Source organism: Streptomyces sp. MRC013 (assembly GCF_023614235.1).
Lineage (GTDB): Bacteria > Actinomycetota > Actinomycetes > Streptomycetales > Streptomycetaceae > Streptomyces.
In genome coordinates, this window is record NZ_CP094264.1 from 176136 (window position 1) to 198394 (window position 22259).

17 protein-coding genes are annotated in these 22259 nt (G+C 77.1%); 5 read left to right on the forward strand and 12 right to left on the reverse strand.

What is annotated here, in order from left to right:
• Positions 1-168: 168 nt before the first annotated feature.
• On the forward strand, positions 169-1146 hold the full coding sequence (locus LUW75_RS00785; protein WP_250337784.1) for a hypothetical protein: 978 nt from the start codon (positions 169-171) through the stop codon (positions 1144-1146).
• A gap of 351 nt (positions 1147-1497) precedes the next feature.
• Here LUW75_RS00785 and LUW75_RS00790 read toward each other — a convergent pair whose 3' ends face one another.
• The 4 genes from LUW75_RS00790 to LUW75_RS00805 form a co-directional block, all read right to left on the reverse strand.
• Positions 1498-1899, reverse strand: coding sequence for a hypothetical protein (locus LUW75_RS00790; RefSeq protein ID WP_250333886.1), 402 nt, complete (start codon positions 1897-1899; stop codon positions 1498-1500).
• Positions 1900-2429: 530 nt separating this feature from the next.
• Positions 2430-3098 (reverse strand): HAD family hydrolase, encoded by a 669-nt coding sequence (locus LUW75_RS00795; RefSeq protein ID WP_250333887.1) that lies wholly within the window; start codon positions 3096-3098, stop codon positions 2430-2432.
• A 122-nt stretch (positions 3099-3220) separates the two neighbouring features.
• Positions 3221-3904, reverse strand: a complete 684-nt coding sequence (locus tag LUW75_RS00800) for a DUF6766 family protein (RefSeq protein WP_250333888.1) — start codon at positions 3902-3904, stop codon at positions 3221-3223.
• A gap of 86 nt (positions 3905-3990) precedes the next feature.
• Entirely contained in the window at positions 3991-4395 is a 405-nt protein-coding gene (locus tag LUW75_RS00805; RefSeq protein WP_250333889.1) for a hypothetical protein, read from the reverse strand.
• Positions 4396-4608: 213 nt separating this feature from the next.
• Between LUW75_RS00805 and LUW75_RS00810 the strand changes: the two genes are divergently transcribed.
• Positions 4609-5163, forward strand: coding sequence for a DUF6328 family protein (locus LUW75_RS00810; protein WP_250333890.1), 555 nt, complete (start codon positions 4609-4611; stop codon positions 5161-5163).
• Here LUW75_RS00810 and LUW75_RS00815 read toward each other — a convergent pair.
• Together LUW75_RS00815 and LUW75_RS00820 are read right to left on the reverse strand one after the other, a co-directional pair.
• Positions 5145-6692 carry an ATP-dependent DNA ligase gene (locus LUW75_RS00815; RefSeq protein ID WP_250333891.1) on the reverse strand — a complete coding sequence of 516 codons (1548 nt, stop codon included), beginning with the start codon at positions 6690-6692 and terminating at the stop codon, positions 5145-5147. The genes LUW75_RS00810 and LUW75_RS00815 overlap by 19 nt on opposite strands.
• 580 nt (positions 6693-7272) lie before the next feature.
• Entirely contained in the window at positions 7273-7680 is a 408-nt protein-coding gene (locus tag LUW75_RS00820; protein ID WP_250333892.1) for a roadblock/LC7 domain-containing protein, read from the reverse strand.
• Positions 7681-8301: 621 nt separating this feature from the next.
• On the opposite strand from LUW75_RS00820, the gene LUW75_RS00825 reads away from it, so the two are divergent.
• From LUW75_RS00825 to LUW75_RS00835, 3 genes are all read left to right on the forward strand, one after another.
• Positions 8302-8619 (forward strand): hypothetical protein, encoded by a 318-nt coding sequence (locus LUW75_RS00825; RefSeq protein WP_250333893.1) that lies wholly within the window; start codon positions 8302-8304, stop codon positions 8617-8619.
• 600 nt (positions 8620-9219) lie between these two features.
• Positions 9220-13905, forward strand: a complete 4686-nt coding sequence (locus LUW75_RS00830; RefSeq protein ID WP_250333894.1) for a hypothetical protein — start codon at positions 9220-9222, stop codon at positions 13903-13905.
• On the forward strand, positions 13902-14561 hold the full coding sequence (locus LUW75_RS00835; RefSeq protein WP_250333895.1) for a hypothetical protein: 660 nt from the start codon (positions 13902-13904) through the stop codon (positions 14559-14561). The genes LUW75_RS00830 and LUW75_RS00835 overlap by 4 nt, the downstream gene beginning before the upstream one ends.
• A gap of 170 nt (positions 14562-14731) precedes the next feature.
• Here the strand turns inward: LUW75_RS00835 and LUW75_RS00840 are convergent, their stop codons facing one another.
• From LUW75_RS00840 to LUW75_RS00865, 6 genes are all read right to left on the reverse strand, one after another.
• Positions 14732-14953, reverse strand: coding sequence for a hypothetical protein (locus LUW75_RS00840; RefSeq protein ID WP_250333896.1), 222 nt, complete (start codon positions 14951-14953; stop codon positions 14732-14734).
• On the reverse strand, positions 14920-16869 hold the full coding sequence (locus LUW75_RS00845; protein WP_250333897.1) for an ATP-binding protein: 1950 nt from the start codon (positions 16867-16869) through the stop codon (positions 14920-14922). The genes LUW75_RS00840 and LUW75_RS00845 overlap by 34 nt, the downstream gene beginning before the upstream one ends.
• Before the next feature lie 5 nt (positions 16870-16874).
• On the reverse strand, positions 16875-17849 hold the full coding sequence (locus tag LUW75_RS00850) for a hypothetical protein (RefSeq protein ID WP_250333898.1): 975 nt from the start codon (positions 17847-17849) through the stop codon (positions 16875-16877).
• Between the two features lie 694 nt (positions 17850-18543).
• Positions 18544-19077 carry a hypothetical protein gene (locus LUW75_RS00855; protein ID WP_250333899.1) on the reverse strand — a complete coding sequence of 178 codons (534 nt, stop codon included), beginning with the start codon at positions 19075-19077 and terminating at the stop codon, positions 18544-18546.
• 2 nt (positions 19078-19079) lie between these two features.
• Positions 19080-20219, reverse strand: a complete 1140-nt coding sequence (locus tag LUW75_RS00860) for a hypothetical protein (protein ID WP_250333900.1) — start codon at positions 20217-20219, stop codon at positions 19080-19082.
• On the reverse strand, positions 20216-22249 hold the full coding sequence (locus LUW75_RS00865) for a hypothetical protein (protein ID WP_250333901.1): 2034 nt from the start codon (positions 22247-22249) through the stop codon (positions 20216-20218). Before LUW75_RS00865 ends, LUW75_RS00860 begins: the two co-directional genes overlap by 4 nt.
• Positions 22250-22259: the final 10 nt, after the last annotated feature.

A 22259-nucleotide genomic window follows, 5' to 3' on the forward strand; every position in this document is an offset into this window, starting at 1 on the left:
GCGTCCTCCCCACGGCCCCCGCCGTGGAGACGGCGCGGGCCGCCGTCGTGCGCGGGACGGACGGAGTGGCCGACACGGACCGGTGGAAACGGGCACCCGTGGACACGGGAGCCGCTGCCGGCGGTACCGCCCCGAACAGGACCGACCGTGAGCCGTGGAACGTGAGTCATGGACGTGGAGAGCGCCGCCGAGGAGTTGTACGGGCTGCCGCCCGCCGAGTTCACCGCGGCCCGGGACCGGCTCGCCGCCCGGGCCCGCGCGGCCGGGGACCGCGAACTGGCCGCGCGGATCCGGGCGCTGCGCCGCCCGACCCTGGCCGCGTGGGCGAGCAATCTGCTCGTACGCACCCGGCCGGACCGGGCCCGGTCGCTCCTCGCCCCCGGAGGCGGGCCGCGGCCGGCCCGCACGGCCCCCGGCGGCGCGCGGCCCGACGAACCGGAGTCCCGGCACCACGCCCGGGTGGCCGCGCTGGCGCGGGAAGCGCAGCGGCTGGCGGCCGAGGCCGGGAGGGAGATCGGGGACGCCGCCCGCGGACAGGTCGAGGCGACCCTGCGGGCGGCACTCGCCGACCCGGAGGCGGCCCGGCAGTGGCTGTCGGGACGCCTCAGCAGGGCGCTGGGCGCCCCGGCCGGTCGCGGGACGACCGGTACCGCCGGGAGCGGTGGACCCGGGCGCCCGCGTCCCTCCCCCCGCGTGCCCGGCGGCGCCGGGGAGTCCTCCGCCGGTGCGGGGGCCCCCGGCCCCTGCGCCGCCCCGGCCGGGCGCCGGGGCGGCCCGCGGGCGGGGGACGGCGACGGCCCGCTCCACCCGGACGCGGCGCTCCGGGTCCCGCGGGAGCGGGCCGGGGAGGAGGTGGTCGCCGCCCGGCGCGAGGCGGCGGCGCGGGAGAGCGAGGCGCGCCGCGCGCGGGACGCGCTGGAGGGTGCCGAGCAGCGGGCGCACGAGACGGACCTGCAGGTGGAGGAGGTGGTCGTGCGGCTGAGGGAGGCGCAGGCCCGCAGGGAGGCCGCGCACCGCGCCGCAGACGAGGCCGGGCGGCGGGTCCGGGAGGCGGAACGGGCCGCCCGCCGGGCCGCGAGGCACGTCCGGGAGGTCGCCGGGCGGCCGGATCGGGGAGGCCGGGACGACGGGGGCGGCGGAACGTAGGGGGGCGGCGGGACGTAGGGGGCGGGACCGGTCCGCCGGCGCGAGCGGCCTGCGGCCCGGTCAGGGGGCGGCGGACGGCGGCCCGGGGACGGTGAACCGGCGGGTCAGCGGACCGGGCGGGGCCGGCGCACCGGTGGGCCGGGTGGAGCCGGCGGGACGGGGGCGGCGGGGCGTGGGACGGGACCGGTCCGTCGGCGCGGACGGCCGGCGGACCCGGCGAGGCCGCACCCCGCGTCCCGCACAGGACGTGCGACGCGTGGCGGTGTCCGCGAAGGGGCGCGGACACGTCCGGGCGCGCCGGCGCGGAGCCGGCGCGCCCGGACGGCGGAGGAGCGCGGTGCCGGTGGGGCGTCAGCGAGAGGCGAGGAGCAGGCGGCACTCCGCCTCGTGCTCGCCGGGGACGTGCTGCGCCGACCGCACGTCGAAGAGCCGGCCGAGCGCCTTCTCGACCTCTTCCACCGCGTGGTGGTCGCCGGTCAGCAGCGCCTCGACCGGCGAGTCGAGCCGCGGCGCGCCGGTGGGCTCGCCCGAGCGGGCGGAGCTGTCGAACGTGGCCACCCACACGGTCGGCTCGCGCCCTGCGCCGGAGTGCGGCGCCACGTCCTCGCAGCCGGCGAAGACCTCGTCCAGCGCCCCGAAGACCGCCTCCGCCTCCGCGCGGCCGCAGCCGCTGAGCTGGACGGTGACGTCGCAGTCGGCGGGGTGCTCCCCCGCACCCCGGTTCGCCGTGTCCTTTTCCAGGTCGCTTGCCATGGGGTCTCCCTGTCCTTCCGTCGGATCCTGCGCAACGGGTACCCGTCTTCCCCGTGCCGCCACGGACGGCACCCGCGGGCCACTCCGCTGGCGGACGGGCGCGACGGGGGTTCGCGGGACGGCACGGCTGGCACCGGGGTGGAGCCTGCCGGGGCCGCCGCAGGGCGTCGGGGAATCGTCGAGGAGGGGGACGGCCGTGCCCGCGGGATCCGGTTCCGAGTGCCAGCGGCGGTGCGGCCGCGTCGGGAACGGCACCCGCAGCCGCGGCGAGGGCGGGAAGCGCGCCCGGGGAGCCGCGGCACGCACGGCCGACGGGGAGCGGGCGCGCAGCGGCGGGGCGGAGTCCTCCGGCGGGGCGCCCGCGCGCGGCACCCCGTCGCCGAAACCGGGCGGGCGGCGCGGGCGGGGCGGCGGTTCCGGAGGGGCCGCGTGCGACGAGCTGCGCGCCGAGGCCGGGAAGCGCGAGGTCCGGCCGCTCCTCGGTGGACGAGGCGGAGCCGCAGCGCAGGCCCGGCAGGTGATCCGGCGCGTCACGCGCCGCCCCCTCCGAACGGGCCGGCGTCCAGGTGGGCGAGCAGGTCGGCGGGGTCGGCGTAGAGGGCGGCCGCCCCCGCGTCGACGAGGTCCGCGCGGGGGATGCCGCCGCAGAGGAGGCCCACGCAGGTGACCCCGGCGCGGGTCCCGGCCCTCATGTCCCAGACGGTGTCGCCGACGAACACGGACCGGTCGGCGGGCGCACCGGCCAGTTCCAGCGCGTGCCGCACGGGGTCCGGGGCCGGCTTGCCCCGCTCGGTGTCGCCGGCCCCGGCGACGGCGGTGACGGCGTCGTCCGCGTCGATCGCGCGGCGCAGCGCCGCGAGTTCGGCGCCCCCGGCGGACGTGGCCAGGACGACGGTCCAGCCCCGGGCGGCGAGGGTCCTCAACAGCAGGCCGGCGTCGGGGAACGCGGGCAGGCGGTCGGAGTAGGTGCCGTAGAGCGCCTTGTGGGCCGCGCTGATCGAGGCGTCGCCGCTCCGGTCCCGGTCGGGGGCGAGGAGGTGCTCCACGAGGTCCTCGGCGCCGAGGCCGACGGCCCGGTGCACGGCGTGCATCGGCACGTGGTGGCCGGCCTGCCGGAACGCCTCCCACCACGTCGTGACGTGGAGGTGGTTGGTGTCGGCGAGGGTGCCGTCCACGTCGAACACGGCGGCGCGGTTCATGGGGATCCTCTCGATGCGGTCGATGCGGTCGGTGCAGTCGATGCGGTCGATGCGGTCGGTGCGACCGGTGCGACCGGTGCGACCGGTGTGCTGGTGCCCCCGCTCCCCCGCTCCAGTCCCCGTCAGCCCTCGACACCGGTCGCGCCGTGGGGGGCGCCGACCGGCTTGGACTCCGGGGAACCGCGCTGCCGCAGGTACACGGAGAAGATCGCCATCGAGCCGATGGCGAGCAGTTCCGACTGCCAGTTCTGGAGCGTGCGGCCCCAGAAGTCGGGCGAGGCGAGGTACTCGGACCAGGGCGGCGGGCTCTCCAGTGCGCGCAGCCTCTCCTCGCCGTACGCGGCGGCGCCGCTCACCGACTGGGCGTACCAGGAGCCGAGGAACACGGCGCACATCCAGATGCCGAGGGAGCGCGAGTACAGGGTCCGCCGCAGGCCGTCCGCGGCCGCCCAGCGGGGCGAGTCGGGGGTGGCGTAGGGGCCGACGCGCTGGTCCTCCTCGGACTCGGTTCCGGCCTTGTGCATCTCCTTGGACTCCGGGGAGCCGCGCTGCAGCAGCCACACCGTCCCGAAGAGGTAGAGGAAGAACTGCAGGTACTCGGACTGCCAGTTCTCGGTGACGGCGACGGCGAAGTCGGCCGACGCGAGGTAGCGGGCGAACCCGACGGGCTCGGCGCCCAGGGCCCGCATCTCGTCGTCGTACCGCGCCTGTCCGGCGAGCGCCTGGCAGCAGAGGGTGGCGAGGAACCCCACCCCGAAGGCGAGGGAGAGGCCGTTGTCCCGGGCGAAGCGGAGGAGGCGGTTCATCGGTGGGTCACCCCGAGCGCGCTGAAGTAGACCAGGCCGCACAGGAGGGTGAGGGCGTACAGCGTGAACATGGTGCGCACGGCGGGTCAGTCCTCCTTCACCCGGCAGTCGTAGGGGCGCTCGGGACGCGGTGCGCAGCCGGCCGCCCTGATCCTCCAGCCGTCCGGGAACCGGGTGGCGAAGTACGTGTCGCGTTCCAGGACGACGCGGGCCTGGTGGCCGTAGACGTCGAGGGTGCGGACCCGCCCCGGCGCGGGCAGGGCGGCGCCGGAGAGCCCGGCCTCGCAGGACGGGCCGGGGTCCCGGGCGAGCGCCTCGCGGGTCGCCGGGGCGAGGAGCCGGCAGGCGGCGGCGTGGCCGGCGTCCCCGGTGTGGGAGGCGAAGCGGAGCGCGGTCGCGGTGACGGCGGTGCGCTCGGCCCCCGAGACGGAGCAGCCGGCGAGGGCGGCGGCCGGGACGAGGAGCGCGAGGACGGCGGGGAGGCGGCGCACGGGGCTCTGCTCCTCTCGGCACCCGGCCCCGCGGGACCTTCCCGGAGGCACGGGTACGAGCATGGCGGTTCGGCGGCGGCCGGTCGCGTCATGACGGCGCGACACCCGGTGGGCTTCCTCCCGCTGCCGTATCGGGGCGGGGCGCGCCCGGGTCGGCTGGAGGGCGCCGGAGCGGGTACCAGGGACGGGTCGGACCGATGACGGGAGGGCGAGATGCCTGGCCGGGAGCACGGCGCCTCGAAGGGCGCGGACGGGGCCCACGGACCCTCGGGCGCCGAGGAGCGGGGGAACGAGCAGTGGCGGGGCCGGCGCGAGACGCCGGAGGAGCAGGCGGACCGCCGGTGGACCGAGTTGCTCCAGGAGATCCGGGTCGCGCAGACGGGGGTGCAGATCCTGTTCGGCTTCCTGCTGACGGTGGTCTTCGCGCCCCGCTTCGCGGACCTGTCGGACGTGAACCGCGCGATCTACATCACGACGGTCGTACTGGGCGCGGGGGCGACGGGCGCGCTGATCGGGCCCGTGTCGCTCCACCGCCTGGTGTCGGGCCGCAGGATCAAGCCGCAGACGGTGGTGTGGGCGTCGCGGATGACGTTCACGGGGCTGGTGCTGCTGCTGGCGACGATGGTGTCGGCGCTGTTCCTGGTCCTGCGGGTGGCGACGCACGACGGCTACGTGCCGTGGCTGGTGTCGGGGGTGGCCCTGTGGTACCTGCTGTGGTGGTTCGTGCTGCCGCTGTGGGCGCGGCACCGCTACACGACGCGTGACTGAGGGCCCGCCAGGACCGTGTCGACCGTGTCGGCCTGGGCGGCGGGCTTGTCCGGGCGGTGCCGCACGACGCGGGCGAAGCGGAGGGTGATCCCGGCCGGATAGCGCGGGGAGCGCTGGAGGCCGTCGTAGGCGATCTCGACGACCAGTTCGGGCCGTACGCGGACGGTGGAGCCGTCGTCGGAGACGGCGAGTCCGCGCAGCCGGTCGGTCTGCCAGCGCAGCATCGTGTCGGTGAGGCCCTTGAAGGTCTTGCCGAGCATCACGAAGGTGCCGTCGGCGGCGCGGGCGCCGAGGTGGAGGTTGGACAGCAGTCCGGTGCGCCGGCCGTGCCCCCACTCAGCGGCGAGGACCACCAGGTCGAGGGTGTGCACCGGTTTCACCTTCAGCCAGGAGCGCCCCCGCCGGCCCGCGCCGTAGGGCGCGTCGAGCGCCTTGACCAGGACGCCTTCGTGGCCCCGGTCGAGGGTGTCGGCGAAGAACGCCTCGGCGGTGGCGCGCTGCCCCGGGTCGGCGGGGTCGGTGACGACGGTCCGCCGGACGCGCAGGGCCTCGGGGACGAGGCGGGCGAGCTCCGCGTGCCGCTCCCGGCCGGGCAGGTCGAGCAGTACGGCGCCGTCCGCGGCGAGGACGTCGAAGAACACGGGCGACACGGGACGGGTCGCCGCGGCCGCGGCCACGTCGGCGCGTGAGCCTACACGGGAGGCGGTCTCCTGGAACGGGGCGGGGCGGCCCGACGCGTCCAGGGCGATCACCTCGCCGTCCAGGACGAACGCGTCGCCCGCGATGCCGCGGGCGGCGGCCCGGACCTCCGGCAGGCGGTCGGTGACGTCGTCGAGGGAGCGGGTGTAGATCCGCACGTCGTCGCCGGTGCGGTGCACCTGGATGCGGACGCCGTCGAGCTTCTCCTCCACCGCGCACGGCCCGAGCGCGGCGAGCGCGTCGGCGACGCTCCCGGCGGTGTGGGCGAGCATCGGCTGCACGGGCGTGCCGACGCGGAGCCGGAACCGCTCCAGTGCGGCCGTCCCCTCGGCGAGGAGCGCCGCGGCGACCCTCGGCAGGGACCCGTCGAGCATCACCGCCCGGCGTACGTCGGCGGCCGGGACCCGGGCCGCCGCGGCGACGCCCTCCAGAGCGACGGCGTCCAGCGCCCCCTGCCGGATCTCGCCGGTGAGCAGCCGGAGGAGGAACCGCTGTTCGGAGGCGGTGGCGGCGGCCATGAGGCCGTGGACGAGGCGCCTCCGCTCCGCCTGGGAACCCGGCCCCGCGACGCGGGCGAGTTCGCTCAGCGCGGCGTCCGCGCCGGCGACGGTGAGGGTGGCGCGGCCGGCGGGGGCGACGGGTTCCTTCAAGGTGCTCCAGCCGACGCCGACGCGGCCCTGCGGGAGGCGGCCCGCGAGGTAGGCGATGACGAGGGGGACCTCCGCCGGTGGGGCCGCCGAGAACAGCTCCGCCAGTACGGTGATCTTGCGGGAGCGCGCCGCGGTGGCGGCGACCTGCTCGGACACGTCTGCGAGTCGGGCCAGCAGCATGCGGCCATCGTGCCCGCACCGCGCGCCGCGCACACCCGGGGCGCCTCCCGCCGGGCGCCCCGCGGCGTCGCGGTCCCGGCGCGCCCGTGCCCCGTCCGCGGCCTGGACCGCGTCCCTCCCCGCCGGTATCACCCTGCATCGTCGACGCGCCCGAACGGGGGACGTTCCGCGTCGTCGGGTGAGGGGGCGGTGCCGTCCCGCTGAACGCTTCCCGTCCTGAACGCACCGCGCGGTCCCGGTGGTGGCGTGGACGGCGGCGGTGGTGCGGCCGGTTTCCCCCACGCCAGGACAGCGCGTCCCCGCCGGGCGGGTTCGGCCACCGCCGGCGGGGAAGGGCCGGTCCCGTTCCGCCGCGGGTACGGCTTTCCCGCCTCCACCGCCGGTCCCGGCTCTCGTCCGGGGCTTCGGGACGGGCCGCCGCCGGCCCGCGAGGGTGCCCGTGCCCCCGGAGGGGGCGGGTCGTGGGTGGCGGCGGGGAGCGGCACCGCTCCGGCGTCGTCCCGGAACCGTCCGGGTGGCCGCGGCCCCGCGGTCCACCCGGGGGCGACCCGGCCCCGGCGGCCGGGGCCGGGAGCGGTCCCTAGCCCCGTCCCCGGGTGTCCGGGCGGCGCGAGGCCACGGCCAGGTGTTCCCCGACGCGGTTGACGAGCAGCGTCATCTCGTACGCGACCTGCCCGACGTCCGCCTCTGCGGTGCTGAGTACGCACAGGCAGCTGCCGTCGCCCGCGGCGGTCACGAAGAGCAGGGCGTCGTCGAACTCCACCATGGTCTGGCGGGCCTCCCCCGCCCCGAAGTGCTGTCCGGCGCCCCGGGCGAGACTGTGCAGGCCCGACGAGACCGCCGCGAGGCGTTCGGCGTCCTCCCGGGCGAGATCGCTGCTGGCGGCGGTGACGAGTCCGTCACTCGACAGCAGCAGGCCATGGCGGATGTGGGCGATGCGCTTGGTCAGGTCGTCCAGGAGCCAGTCGAGTTCCTTGTCGAGCGCCATGCTCGGTCCTCCCCGTTGCCGTATGTCCCCGTTTCCCCCGGGTTGGCGCAAGCCTTACCCACCGGGGCTGAGGGGAGCAAGCGTTCTCCCGGCCACCGGGCCGTCACACGGGGTCGGACGGGCGGACCGAGGGGGCGCGGGGTCGCGCGGCCGCGCCCCGGACGGGAGCCCCCTCCGCGGTGCCGCGGACACGGGCGTCCCGCGTCGGCCGGGGGCGCGCCCCGGTACCGGCTCCCCACCACTCGGCCCGGGGCCCGGGGCGGGGCGGTGAGGGGCCCGCCGCTCGCGGGGTACGGCCCCGCGTACCGCGGCGGCACGCGGTGGAGGTCCGCCCGGCGGCGCGGGCCGGTCACCGCCGCGTCGCGGCGCCCGCGGCCCGGTGTTCCGCAGCCCGGTGTTCCGCGGCCCGGTGTTCCGCTTCGGTGCGGGTCCGTGCCCCGCCGGAGCCGTCGGGCGTGTGGGCGAGCGCCGTTCCGCCGCGGGGGGCGCCCGCCGACGGTCAGGGAGACGAGGTCCGTCCCGCCGGGAGCGCCCTTCTGCCGAGGGGGCGCCCGGCTTACGTTGGACGTGACGGGACGGCGGGTGGCGGCGACGCGTCCGCCGCACGGGAAGGTGGGCCCCATGTTCAGCAGACTGCGTACGCTCCTCCCGTTCCCCGCGCGGACGCGCCGGGACGCGAGGGCCCCGGAGGGCGGGGAGGGCGGCCCGGGCGGCGCGCCGCGGCGGCACAACATCTTCGAGGCCGCGGCCGTCCACGTCGCCGCCTGTGCGGAGGACGACGAGGACGCCATGGAGGAGGCGGCCGGGTGGGTGTCGCCGGAGGCGCTGTCGTTCGGCGTCCGGGAGCTGGCCTGCCGCGCGGTCACAGCCCTCGCGCGTGAACGCGACGAACCGCCGGAGGCGGTGGCGCGCGGCCTCCTCGGACTGCCGCCCGCCTGACTGCCGGCCCGGCCCCCGGCGGCCGGGGCGCCCGCGGGTCGGGGCGGGTCGGCCGATCCCGCGCGGTGCTCCGGGGGCACGCCGTGCGGGCCGTCGCGACCGGGCGCCGGGGGCCGCCGCGGCCGGGGTCGGCGACGGGCTCGCGGACGCGGGCCGGAGAGGTCCGCGCGGGCGCCGCCGGGCGGGGCGGCCGGCTGCCGGACCGGTTCCGGGTGGACGGCACCAGGCGGTAGCCGCCCGGGGCCTCGACGGGGCGCCCCACCGGTCCCGGGAGGGGCTGCGGACGGGGCGCGCCGACCGCCGTGCCGTCGGAGGCGCCCCACGAGGGCGTCGGGGACCGGCCGGTCGGGGTGGACGACCGGCGGTCCTCCGGCGCCTGCCGCGGGGCCGCCGTACGGGCGGGGGACGGTGCCGGGCCGTACGGGTGGAGGACGCGACGGGGCGGCGGGGCCGCTGGGGGCGGGGGCGGTGCGGGTGCGGAGACGCTTCGGGGGACATGGGGGTGACGGGCCGGTCACGCCCGCGCCGGCACACTGCCCTCGGGGAGTCCCGGGGGTTCCGGGCCCCCGTCGCCGCCGACACGCCGGAGGGGGCCGCCCGGTGCCAGCGTCGAAGGTTCTCGCCGTACGGCCGGCGTCCGCGGCGGTGTCCGCGACGGCGGGGCGGCGGCCGGAGGCGGCCGTCCCCGCCCGCTTCCCGGGAATCCCGTCCAACGCTGCGGTGACGGCCGCCCTCGCGGGCGGAACCGGAGGGGCGGCGGCCCCGCCCCTCCCGGGGCGGGCGGCCGACGCCCAGGACCTGCTCGGCAACGGCGCCGTCGCGGCGGCCGGCCGCGGCGCGGCGGCCCCGGCGGCCCCGGCCCCGCCGGCGCGTGGCGGGGAGGACGGGGCTTCGGCCGCACGGGACGGGGAGGACGGGACTCCGGCCGCACGGAACGGGGACGCGGGGGCGCCGGCGGCCCCCGCCGCCGCGCGGAAGGCGGAGAAGGCCGGGAAGGCGGGGAGCCGGCCGGGTCCCCACGCGGATCCGAAGTTCGCCTCCCTGAAGAAGGACGTGCGGCGCAAGAAGCGCTCGCTCGCCGCCTCGCACCCGCCGCCGCGCGCCGAGGCCTCGGCGGCGCAGGACGCGGCCCTGCCTCCCAGGGACGACGAGGTGGCGCAGGGCAAGGCCGCCAACGCCGAGAAGATGAACGAGGCCGAGCCGAAGGAGTTCGACAAGGACGCCTTCATCAGGGCGGTCGAGAAGGCGATCGCGGACAGGGCCCCGAAGAACCTCGACGAGGCGGACAGGTTCGCCGACTCCGGCAAGGCGGACGAGGTCCGCGCGGAGGTGCACGACAGGGTCGGCGAGGGCAGGTCGGACTCGGCCGAGCAGATCGCCACGACGACCGCCGCCCCGCCGGACACGTCGGCGGCCGTGCCCAAGAAGGTCGTACCGATGAGCGCCGACCGGCCTCCCGGTGCTCCCGGCGCGCCGGACCCCGCGCAGGCCGTACCGGACAGGCTGCCGCCGTCGGCCACCGACATGTCGGCGGGCCCCGCCGAGGTCGACCGCCGGATGGCGGACGCCCAGGTCACCGAGGTGCAGCTGCGGAAGTCCAACGAACCCGGCTTCACCAGGGCCCTGGGCGCGAAGAGGGCCGCCGAGCGGCACTCCGACGCCGCCCCCGGGCGGCTGCGCAGGCACGAGGCGGCCGAGTTGCGCGCCTCCACCGCGCAGGCGAAGCGGCTCGGCACCGCCGCCATGGGCGCGATGGGCGCCGAGCGGGTGCGCGCCGGGCAGCGGGTCGACACGGGCAAGAAGGGGGCCAAGAGCCGGGACGAGGAGAAGCGGGCCCAGGTCACGGCGGTCCTGCAAGGCGTCTTCGACACGATGAAGAAGGACGTCGAGGCGATCCTGGACGGACTCGACAAACTGGTCGACGACCAGTTCGGCCGGGGCGAGAAGGCCGCCCGGGAGGCGTTCACCGCCGAGCACCGGCGGAAGATGGACGAGTACAAGGACCGCCGGTACTCGGGCGCCACGGGCAAACTGCGCTGGGTGCGGGACCTGTTCGCGGGGCTGCCCGCCGAAGCCGACAGGATCTTCGAGGAGGCCCGCGACCACTACGTGCGCCGGATGCGGCAGGTGATCTCCGAGGTCGCCGACACCATCGGCGCGGAGCTGAACCGGGCCAAACGGCGCATCGCCCAGGGCCGGGCCGAGCTGCGGGACGCGGTGCGCGGGCTCCCGGCCGACCTGCGGACCATCGGGCGGCAGGCGGCGGCCGAGTTCGCCGACAAGTTCGGCGAACTGACCCGGGCCGTGGACGACAAGGGCACCCGGCTCGTCGACACCCTGGCGACGAAGTACACCGACGCGCTCAAGTCGGTCGACGACGAGATCGCCGCGGAGAAGGAGAAGAACAAGGGGCTGGTGGCCAAGGCCGTGAACGCGGTCAAGGCGGTGATCAACACGATCCTGGAACTGAAGCGGCTGCTGCTGGCGGTCCTCGCCAAGGCCGCCCAGGCCGTCGTGCTGATCCTCAAGGACCCGGTCGGCTTCCTGCGCAACCTGGTCTCCGCCGTCGGAGCCGGTCTGCGGAGGTTCCTCCAGAACATCGGCCGCCACCTCCAGCAGGGCGTCCTGTCCTGGCTGCTGGGCAGGACGGCCGAGGCGGGTCTCGAACTGCCCGCGAGGTTCGACACCCGGGGCGTGGTGAAGATGCTCGCCGGGCTGCTCGGCCTGTCGTGGCGGAACATCCGTGCCCGGATCACCCGCAAGGTCCCCGAACCGGCCGTCGCGGCGGCCGAGACGGGGGTGCCCCTCCTCGCCGACGTCCGCAGACGGGGCGTCACGGCGATGTGGGAGGACCTGAGGACACACGTCGGCGACCTGAGGAAGAAGCTGCTCGACGACGTCATCGCCTACGTCACGCCGACGATCGTGGTCGCCGGCGTCACGTGGGTGATCTCGCTGCTCAACCCGGCGTCCGCGTTCGTGCGGGCGGTGAAGCTGATCATCGACTTCATCCGGTTCGTCGTCACCCGGACCCGCCAGATCTTCGACTTCGTCGACGCGGTCCTCGACGCGGTCATCGCCGTCGCACGGGGCGGCAGCGGCGGCGTCCCCGCCCTGATCGAACGCGCCCTGGCCCGTTCGATCCCGGTCCTGCTGGGCGTCCTGGCGGCGGTCCTGGGCGTCGGCGGCGTCGCCGCACGGGTGCGGCAGATCGTCCAGCGGCTGTCCGCCCCGGTCGACCGGGCGGTGGACCGGGTCGTCGACAAGATCGTCGGGCTGGTCGAGAAGCTGTGGGCCGGGCTCCGTTCGAGGTCCGGCGAGAAGCCCTCCGGGCGCCACCCGGCCCGCCCCCGTCCCGGCAGGCCCCGCAGGGGCGGGCGTCCCGGCCGGCGGCGCAGGCCCGACCGGCACGGGCCCGGGCCGGGTCGGGGGCGCGACCCGAGGAAGCAGCGTCCCGACCAACGCTCCGGGCAGCAGAAGAAGAACGCCCTCGACGCCGCGGTGCGTGACGCGACGCGCCTGCTCAACGAGGAATCGGCCACCGTGAAATCCGTACGGCACGGGCTTCCGGCCATCAAACGGCGGCACCGCCTCACACGGATCCGGCTCGAGAAGGTCGCCGAGGGCAGGTACCGCGTCAGGGTGTCCATCAACCCGCAGGCGGAGACCCCGGTCGAGGACCTGGGCGACAGGTTCCCGTACAGGATCGGCCCGGCCGAGGGCCGGTTCGCGATCAGGAAGCACGGGAAGGTGGTCGACCAGCTCAACCCGATCAGGAAGATCCCCATGACGGGGAACGACTCCCGAGCCGGCTTCGTCATCAACATGGCGGCCGTCCCCGGAGAGGTGAAGAAGAATCCCGGCATGGCCGCCCGGTACCTGCACGAGGCGTGGAAGCACCCCGAGACCAGGCATTTCGGCGCGGTGAGCACCGCCGTCGTGGTCGGCGTCAACACGTTCGAGCACCTGGACCCGACGAACGACGGCAGGGTCCTCAACGAGGCCATCGACTCGGTCAAACGGCCGGTCAAGCTCATCATGGCCGTCTTCGGCTTCACCTGGACGCCCAGGTGGCTCCACAGCGACGGCCGTGAGGTGCCCATCGGCGAGGTGCGCAGGAAGTACCGGGAGCTGACCGCCGAGGAGAAACCGATCGCCGAGCGGAACGAGAAGGGCCTGCGCGACAGGGGCGCCCTCCCCTACGGGCTCTTCCGCGAGCAGGTGATGAACTCCTCGTACACCCGCGAGGCGGTGGCGATCCTGTCGCAGGCGAACGACCAGGTCCACATCCTGGGCCAGGACGCCGACACCGGGGCCGCGGTGTCCGAGACCACCGGCGTCCTCGCCGCGTACCGGCAGGTCCTCCGGGCGATGGAGAGCCACCCGCTGATCACGATCGGCGGCTACCACTTCAAGGGCTTCGACTGGAGCCCGGAGGGCGACCAGCGCCCCAAGCAGCTCACGCTGCTCGCCAACGAGCTGGACCGGACCGTCCGGGTCGCGATCGGCAGGGAATTCCCGCAGATGCTCTACCCGACGGAGCCGAACATGCTCGTCAAGGCGTGGGATCGCCGCCGGGCGGACGGCCTCTTCCAGAACAGCCGCGTCCACGCCCTGCGCCAGATCCAGGGCGGGCTCTACGGGATCGGCCAGGCGGAGGGGCGCAACCTCCGTGTCCGGCTCATGGAGCTCTTCGGCGAGGACTTCACCGTCGCCTACGCTCCCGAGGCCTCCACCACCACGAGCCCGGAGCCCGGCGACGAGGACAGGGGCCTGACCGTACGGCCGTCGGGCGTCCACCTGGCCGAGAGGGGCCTGATGAGGACGAAGGGCGGCGGGGAGGCGGCCGTCCGCGTCGCGCACCGCATGTACGCGCTCCTCATCCAGTCGCAGTCGTACGCCAGCGCCCACACCCTCTCCCGGGAGTACTTCCACGCGAATCCCGGGATGCCCAAGGACCTGCGGTTCGCCCTGCAGAAGAGCGTCTTCGTCCACGTCGAGAACGTCGCGATGCTCATGGCCGACGACCCCGGGCTGACCACGCGGAGCGACCGCGTGCAGGCGGAGCTGCAGCAGCTCGCGGCGGCCGTCGACCGGCTCCTCCGCCAGGCGAAGCAGCAGCGCGACCCGCGGCGCAGACAGGCCGTCGAAAGGGCCCGGGACCTGACCCGGGACATCGTCACGGCGATGACCGCGCCCGAGCTGCAGACGTTCTGGGAGAGTGTCCGTACCGCCCTCGACGATGCCGTGAGGGACGCTCCGCAGAACGAAGGAGAACCGCGGTGAACCCGGAGTCCGTCGACCGCCTGCGGCAAGCGGCGTCGCGCGACGACTACGCCTCCATGGCGAGCCTGGCGCGGGCACTGTACGGGACCGGGCTGGGAGCGCGCGAGGTCTTGCGCGAGTGCTACGGCACCGACTTCCCCGAAGAGGTCCTCACCATCGTCGACGCCGGGCTGTGGTCCCTCGACCTGCTGGCCTGCTTCACCAACCAGCCCTGGCAGATGGCCGTCCCGCCCGACCGGGGCGGTCCCGCCGACGACCTCGATCCGATCGTCGACACCGAGCTGCTGGTCCTGGCCCTCGATCCGGACCTGGTGCCGCTCGCGCAGATCCCCGGCGTCGAGGCCGGCGAGGACGACCGGGTCCTCTGCTATCGCGTCGGGGAGCTCCGGGCCGGCCGCCCCACGGTCTTCTGCCTCCGCGCGGCGGCCTACCCGTACAGCGAGCTGCGGGACACCGAGGCGACGCGCTGCGGCCCGTCCCTGCTCGCGGTCCTGCACGAGGTGCACGCCGACGACCTCCGCCGGCTTGAGGAGGAGCTCCACCAGCCGTGGAACCGGGGCGCCGGCTCGGTGGACCTCGGGGAAGTGGAGCAGGCGCGCGCGGCGCTGGAACGGGTCCGGGAACTGTCGCGGAGAGCGGCGTCCCGGGAGCGCTGAACGGCCTTCGGCCGCGCGTCGCCGCCGTGCCCGCGGACCGCGACCGGACGGGACCGGCCCGCCACCGCCGCGCCCGCCACCGCCGCGCCGCCCGCCCGGCCCCGGTCCGCCGCCGGGAGGCGCTCGAAGTCGGTCGGTGGCTTCGCCGGGGCGTGGCGGTGGCCACGGCCTCACCCCTCCGGTACGGCGTCGAGCAGATGGGCGTGGGGGCCGAGCTCGGACGGGCGCAGCAGGCGGGCCTCGCGCTGGAACTGGCGCACCACGCCGCGTACGACGTGCCGCATGCCGATCGCGTCGCCGCCGCCGTCCGCCGCGGCCAGGGCGGCGGTGCGGGCCGCCGCCGCGATGCCGGCGCCCGTCATGTCGAGGCGGGCCAGCGCGTCGAGGTCCACGTCGGCGGCGAGCGGGGCCTCCCGGGGAAGGCCAGCCGCCACAGCCTGCGCCGCTCGGCCACGCCGGGGCGGGGGAAGTGGACCACGAAGTGGAAGCGCCGGGTGAACGCCGGGTCGATGTTGTCCTTCAGGTTGCTGGTGAGGATCACCAGGCCGTCGCTCGCCTCCAGGCGCTGGAGGAGGTAGCCGACCTCCAGGTTGGCGTACCGGTCGGTGCCGTGCTTGACGTCGCCGCGCTTGCCGAACAGGGCGTCGGCCTCGTCGAAGAGCAGTACCGCGTGGCTCTCCTCGGCCTGCCGGAACGCGGTCTCCATGTTCTTCTCCGTCTCCCCCACCCACTTGGAGACGACCTGGGCCAGGTCCACCTTGAGCAGCTCCAGGCCCAGCATGCCGGTGACGATCTCGGCGCTCATGGTCTTGCCGGTGCCCGGCTCGCCGGTGAAGAGCGCCTTGACCCCGCCGTGCGCCGAACGGCGGGCAAAGCCCCAGGTCTCGGCGATCCGGGGCCAGGCGCGGAACGCCGAGGCGATCTCCAGGATCTGCTGGAACTGGACGTCGGGCAGCACCAGGTCGTCCACGGTGCGCCGGGGCGCGATCGAGCGCACGGCGCTGCCGCTGCGCCCCCGGGTGACGGCGGCGATGGCGGATCCGACGTGGCCGGCGACCGGTTCGGGGCGGCCCCCGCCGACCAGGCGCGCCCCGGCCTCCGCGACCGACGCCACGGCCCGCAGTTCGCCCCCGCTCATCCGGTACCGTGCGGCGAGGTCCTCCAGGAGGGGGCCGTCCAGGTCCGGGAGGGCGGCCGACCACATCGCCCGCCGCTCGGCGAACCCCGGTGCGGAGAGGGCGAGCTCGGCGTACGCGCGGGCGGCGAGCAGGGGCGTCGGGCGCCAGGGTCGAAGACCGGTCAGGCACACCGGCACGCGGGAGCGGAGCAGCGCGGCGACCACCCCGTCGGCGTCCTGCCGCCGCGGTTCGCCGTGCAGGCCGTCGGTGGGGATCCACAGCACCGCGCCCAGCGCGGCGGCCGTCCGCAGGTCGGCCTCGGGGTCCTCGGTCAGGGTCCGCAGCGGTGCTCCGGCCACCCGGGCCAGGGCCTGCACGGCGTCGTGCCGGCCGTCGGGCGAGCAGCCCCACAGCCCGACGAGGTCCACGGCGCCCGCGCCCAGGGCGCGGCCGAGGCGGGTGAGCCGGTCCGAGGACAGGTGCGGGGCGAGGAGGCGCGGGTCCGGAGGGGCGACCTCGCCGGGGTCGTGGCCGAGCAGGCCGGCGTCGGTGACCCAGCCCAGCAGGAAGTCCACCACCCCGGGGCCCGGGAGGAGCTCCTGGGCGAGTTCGACCGGGGCCTGCCCGTGGGGGCGCAGCAGGCCGTACCGGCGCAGCGGCCCGGCGGGCCCGAGCGCGCGGCGCAGGGCGAGGCGGGCGGCCGTGTTCGGCTCCCCCGCCGCGGTCCCGGTGCCGTCGTCGCCCGGCGCCCCGACCGCGACCAGCAGTTCCACGCTCGGCAGCCGCCGGTTGAGGTTGTCCACGACGTAGGCGTAGATCCGCTCGTAGCCCCGGTCCAGTTCGGGTGCGGCGGCCAGCAGCAGCGCGTCCTGCTCCGGGCGGGTCAGGCCGAACCGGGCGGCGAGGGCGTCCAGCGGCAGGGTCCTGCCCTCGGCCGACGCCCGCCGCCTCAGGACCAGTTCGGCCTCCGGCTCGGGCCGGCGGGGCGGGTGCGGCCCGGTCATCGCGTCGGCGGAGGCGGCCACCTCGGCGAGGAGCACGCCGACCTGCTCGTCGGTCACGCAGTACGGCGTGAGATCCGGCCGGGTGAGCCGGGCCGCGATCCGCGCCTGCCGCCCGACGGCGGCCCGCAGCGCCCGGTGGACGTCCGCGAGGCGGATCCGCAGGTGCTCCAGCGCCGGGTCGCCCACGGACCTCATCCTCCCGAGAACGTCAGGGTCCGGCCGCCCAGCCAGGCCACGTCGGGCACGTCGGCGAGCAGCCCGCCGCGCAGCAGGTCCGCGTGGCGCCGCCCCATCGGGACGCGCACCCGGACGGCGGCGGACTCGAACCGGACGGTCGCCTCCAGGTCGGCGAAGCGGTCCAGGGCCAGCAGGGGGTCGGGGGTCTCGCGGTCGCGCCAGAGCGTCCAGGCGATCGTGGACAGGCCCAGGGCGGCGGCCAGGGTGACGGTGCGCTCCAGTTCGCCGTACCGGGCGAGCGGCACCGCCCGGCGCTCGGCGACCAGGGCGGCGACCAGGCCCGCGAGCCGGTCGGCGTGGCCCGGCAGTTCGGCGGCGAGGCGCAGGTCCGGCCCTCGCCCCGCGGTGCCCGTCCACAGCGGCGTGCGCCAGGGCAGCCGTGTGGCCGGGTCGCCGCGCAGCGGCCGTACGCCGGTGAGGAACGGCACGTCCGCCGAGGCCAGTTCGCGCAGGGTACCGGGGGGCAGGGGGCCGTCGCAGACCAGCACGGGCGGCCGCCCGCAGTGGCGCCAGTACGGCAGCAGCGCCGCGGCGTCCGCCGCCCAGGCGATCGGGAACACGCCCCGTGCGTCGACGAGGAGGAGCCCGTCGGCCCCGGTGAGCAGGAGGGGGTCGGCGGGATCGTGACCGCGGCACACCGCGAGCGCGAGGACGCCGTCGAGGACCGGCAGCGCGGGGCGCACGGCGCGGGCGAACGCGGTCAGCTCCTCCTCGTGGACGGGGGGCCGGAGCCCGGCGAAGGCGGCGGCCGCCTCGCCGTCCCCCTCCCCGCGGCGCCAGCCGCGCGCGGTGGCGCCCAGGACCTTGTACGCCAGGGCCGCGGCGAACAACGGGAGGTCCTCCGCCAGTTCGGCGCCGGCCAGGGCCGGGCCGAGCGCGTCGAGGTACCCGATCCGCGCCAGGGGGCCGGCGAGGAGGAACGGCAGCACGGACCGCACCCGCACCTCGCCGGCGGCGCCCGCCCGGGGGGCCGGCCCCCGGGCGGGCGGTCGTGCGGGCCGGCCGGCCCGGCCCCCGGCCGGGCCGCCTCCTCGCGGCCGGCCGGCCCGGCGTGCCCGGCGGGCGGTCCGGGCCGCCCGCCGGGGCGGGTGCGCCGGGCGAGCTCCGCGCGCAGCCGGGCGGCCGCCGGGTCGCCCGCGTCGAGCAGGGCGGACGCGTACAGCCGGAGCGATTCCCCGGGCAGCAGCGCGAGCAGCGCGTCCAGTTCGCCCCGCTCGGCGAGTTCGCCGAAGAGCGCGGCGGCCCCGGGCACGGTCCTGGGGTCCGCCGCGGCGAGGGACTCCCCGAACGGCACCGTGCCGGGGGGCGCCCCGCCCGGGTCCGGCGCCCCCGCGGCCGGTTCGAAGCGGACCTCGGCGGGGGCGTGGGCCCGGCCGGGCCACCCGGGTCCGCCCGGGCGGACGGTGACGGTCACCGGTTCGGTGATCTCCACGTCCGGTCCGTCGCCGGCCAGCTGCCGCGCGAAGTGGTCGGCCAGCAGTTCCGGGAGGGCGTCGACCACCCGCTGCACCAGGCCGTGCGGGTCGGGCCCCCAGCTCCATCCGCCGCTCCGCACCACCGTCACCGTGCACCGGCGCACGGTGACCTCGCCGGTCTCCCCCGCGGCCGGCGAGGCGGGCGCGGTCACGTCGCCTCCGCCCTCTCCAGGCGGCCCGCCCACCCCTCCACGAGGACCAGCACGCCGTACGCGCCACCCGCGTCGAGGGCCACGGGCAGCTTCACCCGGTCCTGTCCGGCGGGGAGCTCCCCGGCGAGCACCCGGGTGTCCCGGTCGTCGGCGACCAGGGCGACCACCCGGGCGGGCCGGGCCGCCGCGACCCGGACGGCGACGGTGAGGCCGTCCGCCGCCAGCGCGACGCCGTCGCCGCTCCACTCGGCCAGGCGCAGCAGCGCGGGCCGGGGCGCGCCCTCGGCGGTCAGCCCGACTCCGAAGGCCAGCGGGTCGGCGAGGGCGGCCGGTTCCTCGTCCACGGCCGCCACGGCGAGCTCCCCGGCGCCCAGCGGGAGGACGGCGGTGCGGCCGCCGCCGAGGGGGACGCGCAGCGGCAGCGCGCGCCCCACGAGCGCGGCCGCGTCGGCCGGGGCCTCGGCGCCGGTCAGGGCCAGCGCGCCCACGACGTGGCCGGTGCCGGCCGCGTACACCACGGTGAGGGCCATCGTCAGCCGCCTCCGTTCGCGGCCGCGACCGTCGCCAGGACGAGGAAGTCGACGACCCCGGGCCGTTCGGCGACCCCGGCCGGGGTCGCCAGCGGATCGTACAGGCGCATCCGGCACCTGACCCTGCGGTCACCGTCCACCGCGGCCTCCACCGTGCTGACCAGCGTGGAGTCCGTGGCGGGCGGTGGTGTGCGCGGGGTCAGCAGCACGTGGACCGCGACCCGCCCGTCGGCGACCTGCTGCGGGGTGACGCCGGAGGGCAGCGGCAGCAGCATCCCGTCGGTGGCGGTGCCGGAGACCGCCGGTGTGCCGCCGGCCGGCATCCGGCCGCTGAAGCCGCCCTCGACGGTGAGGTTGCCGTTGGCCGCGACGGTCATCAGCGGGGCGACCGCGCCGCCGCCCCGGTACAGGCCGAAGACCAGGCTCGGCTGCTCGCCGCCGGACAGCACGAGCGCGGGTTCGCCCTCGCGGGCCGCCGTGCCCGTCCGCAGGGTCAGCGAGCCCGACCGGGCCGCGACGGTGTCCGCGCGCACGCCCGTGAAGCGCACCCCCACTCCGCGCGCCCTGGTCTCCACGCCGCTGAAGCGGCCGTCCGTCCAGCGGACGTAGCCGAGCAGGACGAGCCAGCGGTCGGGCGGGGCGGCCGGCGCGGCGCCGGTCGCGGGCGGCCGCTGCTCCTCGACCAGCCGCTCGTCGCCGAGGCGCCCGAAGAGGATCCGGTACGACTCCTCCACGCGCGTCCCGGCGGCGCCGCCGGCGCAGGGGACGGGGGTCCGGGCGCGGTCCGGCCTCCGGTCGGCGGCGGTGAGGAAGACCGGGTAGGGCTCGTCCGTGGGCCGGTCCGCGCCGTTGACCTCCTCGAAGTCGCTCTCGCGCAGCACGACCGGTTCGGTGACGACCACCTCGCGGCCGGTGCCGTCGACGGCGACCCCCGGCGCCACGCTCACCCCGACGTGACGGGCGCCGGTCAGCGGGTCGGTGCGGGGCTCGGCGGCCAGGCCGAGCCCTTCGGCGACACCCCACTCGTGGAGGTGCCGCGCGTGCCGGACGGCCAGGCCGCGCGCGTACTCCACGGTGGCGGTCAGGTCCGCGGCGGACAGTACCTGGCCCTCGTGGAAGGCGGGGCGCAGCGGGCCGGTCACGGCGCCTCCCCGGACTTCCGGTTACGGGAGGAGCGGGTGCGCCCGGCCGGGGGTCCCGCGGTCCCCTCCCGGCCCGGCGGCTCTCCCGCGGTCCCGTCCGGCGCACCGGGCGGTTCCCCGCCGGGCGCCCGGCCCGATGACCCCTCGAGTTCCGCGAGGCGCGGCCCGAGCCGTTCCGGGACCTGCTTTCGGAGCCGGGCCAGCTGGGTCCGCGCGCCGGCCAGCTGGGTGCGCAGACCCTCCAGTGCGGCTGTCAGGTCGGCGACGTGCGTCCGCAGCGCGGTCAGTTCGCGCATGCCGTCGGTCACTTCGCTGGGCGTCGTGTAGACCTGCTCGTGCAGCGCCTTGGGCGGCGTCTCCCCGGGTGCGGGGGTGAGGAGCAGGGACAGCATCTCCTCCAGGTCCCCGGTGCGCGGCCAGTCGCCGAGCAGTCCCTCGGCGTACGGACGCACCACGTCGCCCTCCGGGGGGAGCGCCGGCCCGCGGTGCCGCGGCACGGGGCGGCAGCACAGCCGTCCGGCCAGCTCCCGCAGCCGGTAGAGCTTGGGCAGCCACTCGCCGTACGCCGAGCCGCCCGGCAGCACCTGCTCCCGGGTGGCCGGGCAGACCCGTACGACGTCGCAGCCGTCCAGTTCCAGGTGGGCGAGGAGGACGTCGGTGTCCGCGCAGTCGCCGCAGGGCGGGTTGAGCGTGGCGCACGCCGTGTCGGTCAGGAAGCGCCGCAGGGCGGTGGTCAGGGCCGCCGCCGCCTCGGCGATCCGCTGCACCTCGGCGACGGTGGCCTTCTCCGCGCTGTCCCGGGGCGGGACCGGCAGCGGCGGCGGCGCGTCGACGGCGGCGACCTCCGCGCGCAGCCGGCAGTCGCCGCTGCCGTCCGCCCGGTCCAGGCGGCACAGCAGCCACTCCCGGACCAGGCCGAGGTCCGCCCGGAACTCCGCCCGCAGCGCGTGGCTCAGCGGTGTGCCCTGGGCCAGCAGGCGCACTTCCAGCGGCGCGTCGGCGTCGCCGCGTTCCGGTACGATCCGGGCCGCCGTCTCGGTGACGACGGCGCGGGCGAGCGTGCGGTGCAGCAGGTCGGGCCACGCCTCCTCCGTGTCGGTGCCGCCGAGCCGGTCGCACGCCGCGCCCAGGACGCCCCGGGCCTCCCGGACCGTGGCGAGGTCCGGGTACTCCCTCGTGAGCCGGTCCCGTCCGGCCGCGTCGTGGGTGTCGAACCGGGCCACGGCACTGGCGAGCGCGCGGACGTGTTCGGTCATCTCGCGGGCCGCGGGCGGTGGCGGCGGGCCCTCGCCGGCCGCGTTCTCCCGCAGCCACGCCAGGGACGTGGCGTACCGCCCGGCGTCGGCGGCGTCGAGGCGGAACGTCCGGCCCGTACCGGCCGCGGCGGCGGACAGGGCGTCGAGGTAGTGGCCGAGCCGCCGGTCCCGGGCGCGTGCCCGGTCGGCCCGCGCGGGGTCGCCGATGCCGGCGAGCAGCCGGGTGCCGGGGTTGTGGCGGTGGTCCTCGGCGCCGTCGCACCTGACGACGAAGCGGAACCCCTCCTGGATCCGGGAGGGCACGCAGCCCGGCGTGGGGCAGGGCTCCTCCGTGGCGTACGGCGCCACCGGTTCGACGGGGCGCTCCCGGTAGCGCACGTAGAGGCCGTAGCGGCGCCCGCCCTCGTCGTCGCAGTCCTCGCCGCAGTCCGCGCCGAGGGAGCCGATCCGCTGTTCCCGGACCAGGGCGCGCACGTCGACCTGCTCGGTGCAGGGCACCACGATGTCGTTCCCGGCGCAGTCGAGCGCGTGCCCGGGGTGCACCGACACGGTTCCGCCGCCGCAGGGGGCGCAGGTGACGGCGAGGCCGCAGACGACGCCCGGCCCGTGCAGGGAGCGGTTGTGCAGCCTGCTCTTCGCGGTCGTGTAGTCGACCAGGAGGCCGAGGTCGTCCTCGGTCAGCAGTTGGCCCGCGAAGAAGCGCGGGCGCACGAAGGCGGCGGTCCGGGTGGCGTCACCACCGCAGCCGCAGCCGCATCCGCGGTCTGTTCGCATGATCAGCGCT

What these genes read in the sequence shown, in the direction of transcription:
- LUW75_RS00785 (WP_250337784.1), top strand. Translation starts at nt 169, where the DNA reads ATGGACGTGGAGAGCGCCGCCGAGGAGTTGTACGGGCTGCCGCCCGCC.
- LUW75_RS00790 (WP_250333886.1), bottom strand. Translation starts at nt 1,899, where the DNA reads ATGGCAAGCGACCTGGAAAAGGACACGGCGAACCGGGGTGCGGGGGAG.
- LUW75_RS00795 (WP_250333887.1), bottom strand. Translation starts at nt 3,098, where the DNA reads ATGAACCGCGCCGCCGTGTTCGACGTGGACGGCACCCTCGCCGACACC.
- LUW75_RS00800 (WP_250333888.1), bottom strand. Translation starts at nt 3,904, where the DNA reads ATGAACCGCCTCCTCCGCTTCGCCCGGGACAACGGCCTCTCCCTCGCC.
- LUW75_RS00810 (WP_250333890.1), top strand. Translation starts at nt 4,609, where the DNA reads ATGCCTGGCCGGGAGCACGGCGCCTCGAAGGGCGCGGACGGGGCCCAC.
- LUW75_RS00815 (WP_250333891.1), bottom strand. Translation starts at nt 6,692, where the DNA reads ATGCTGCTGGCCCGACTCGCAGACGTGTCCGAGCAGGTCGCCGCCACC.
- LUW75_RS00820 (WP_250333892.1), bottom strand. Translation starts at nt 7,680, where the DNA reads ATGGCGCTCGACAAGGAACTCGACTGGCTCCTGGACGACCTGACCAAG.
- LUW75_RS00825 (WP_250333893.1), top strand. Translation starts at nt 8,302, where the DNA reads ATGTTCAGCAGACTGCGTACGCTCCTCCCGTTCCCCGCGCGGACGCGC.
- LUW75_RS00855 (WP_250333899.1), bottom strand. Translation starts at nt 19,077, where the DNA reads ATGGCCCTCACCGTGGTGTACGCGGCCGGCACCGGCCACGTCGTGGGC.
- LUW75_RS00865 (WP_250333901.1), bottom strand. Translation starts at nt 22,249, where the DNA reads ATGCGAACAGACCGCGGATGCGGCTGCGGCTGCGGTGGTGACGCCACC.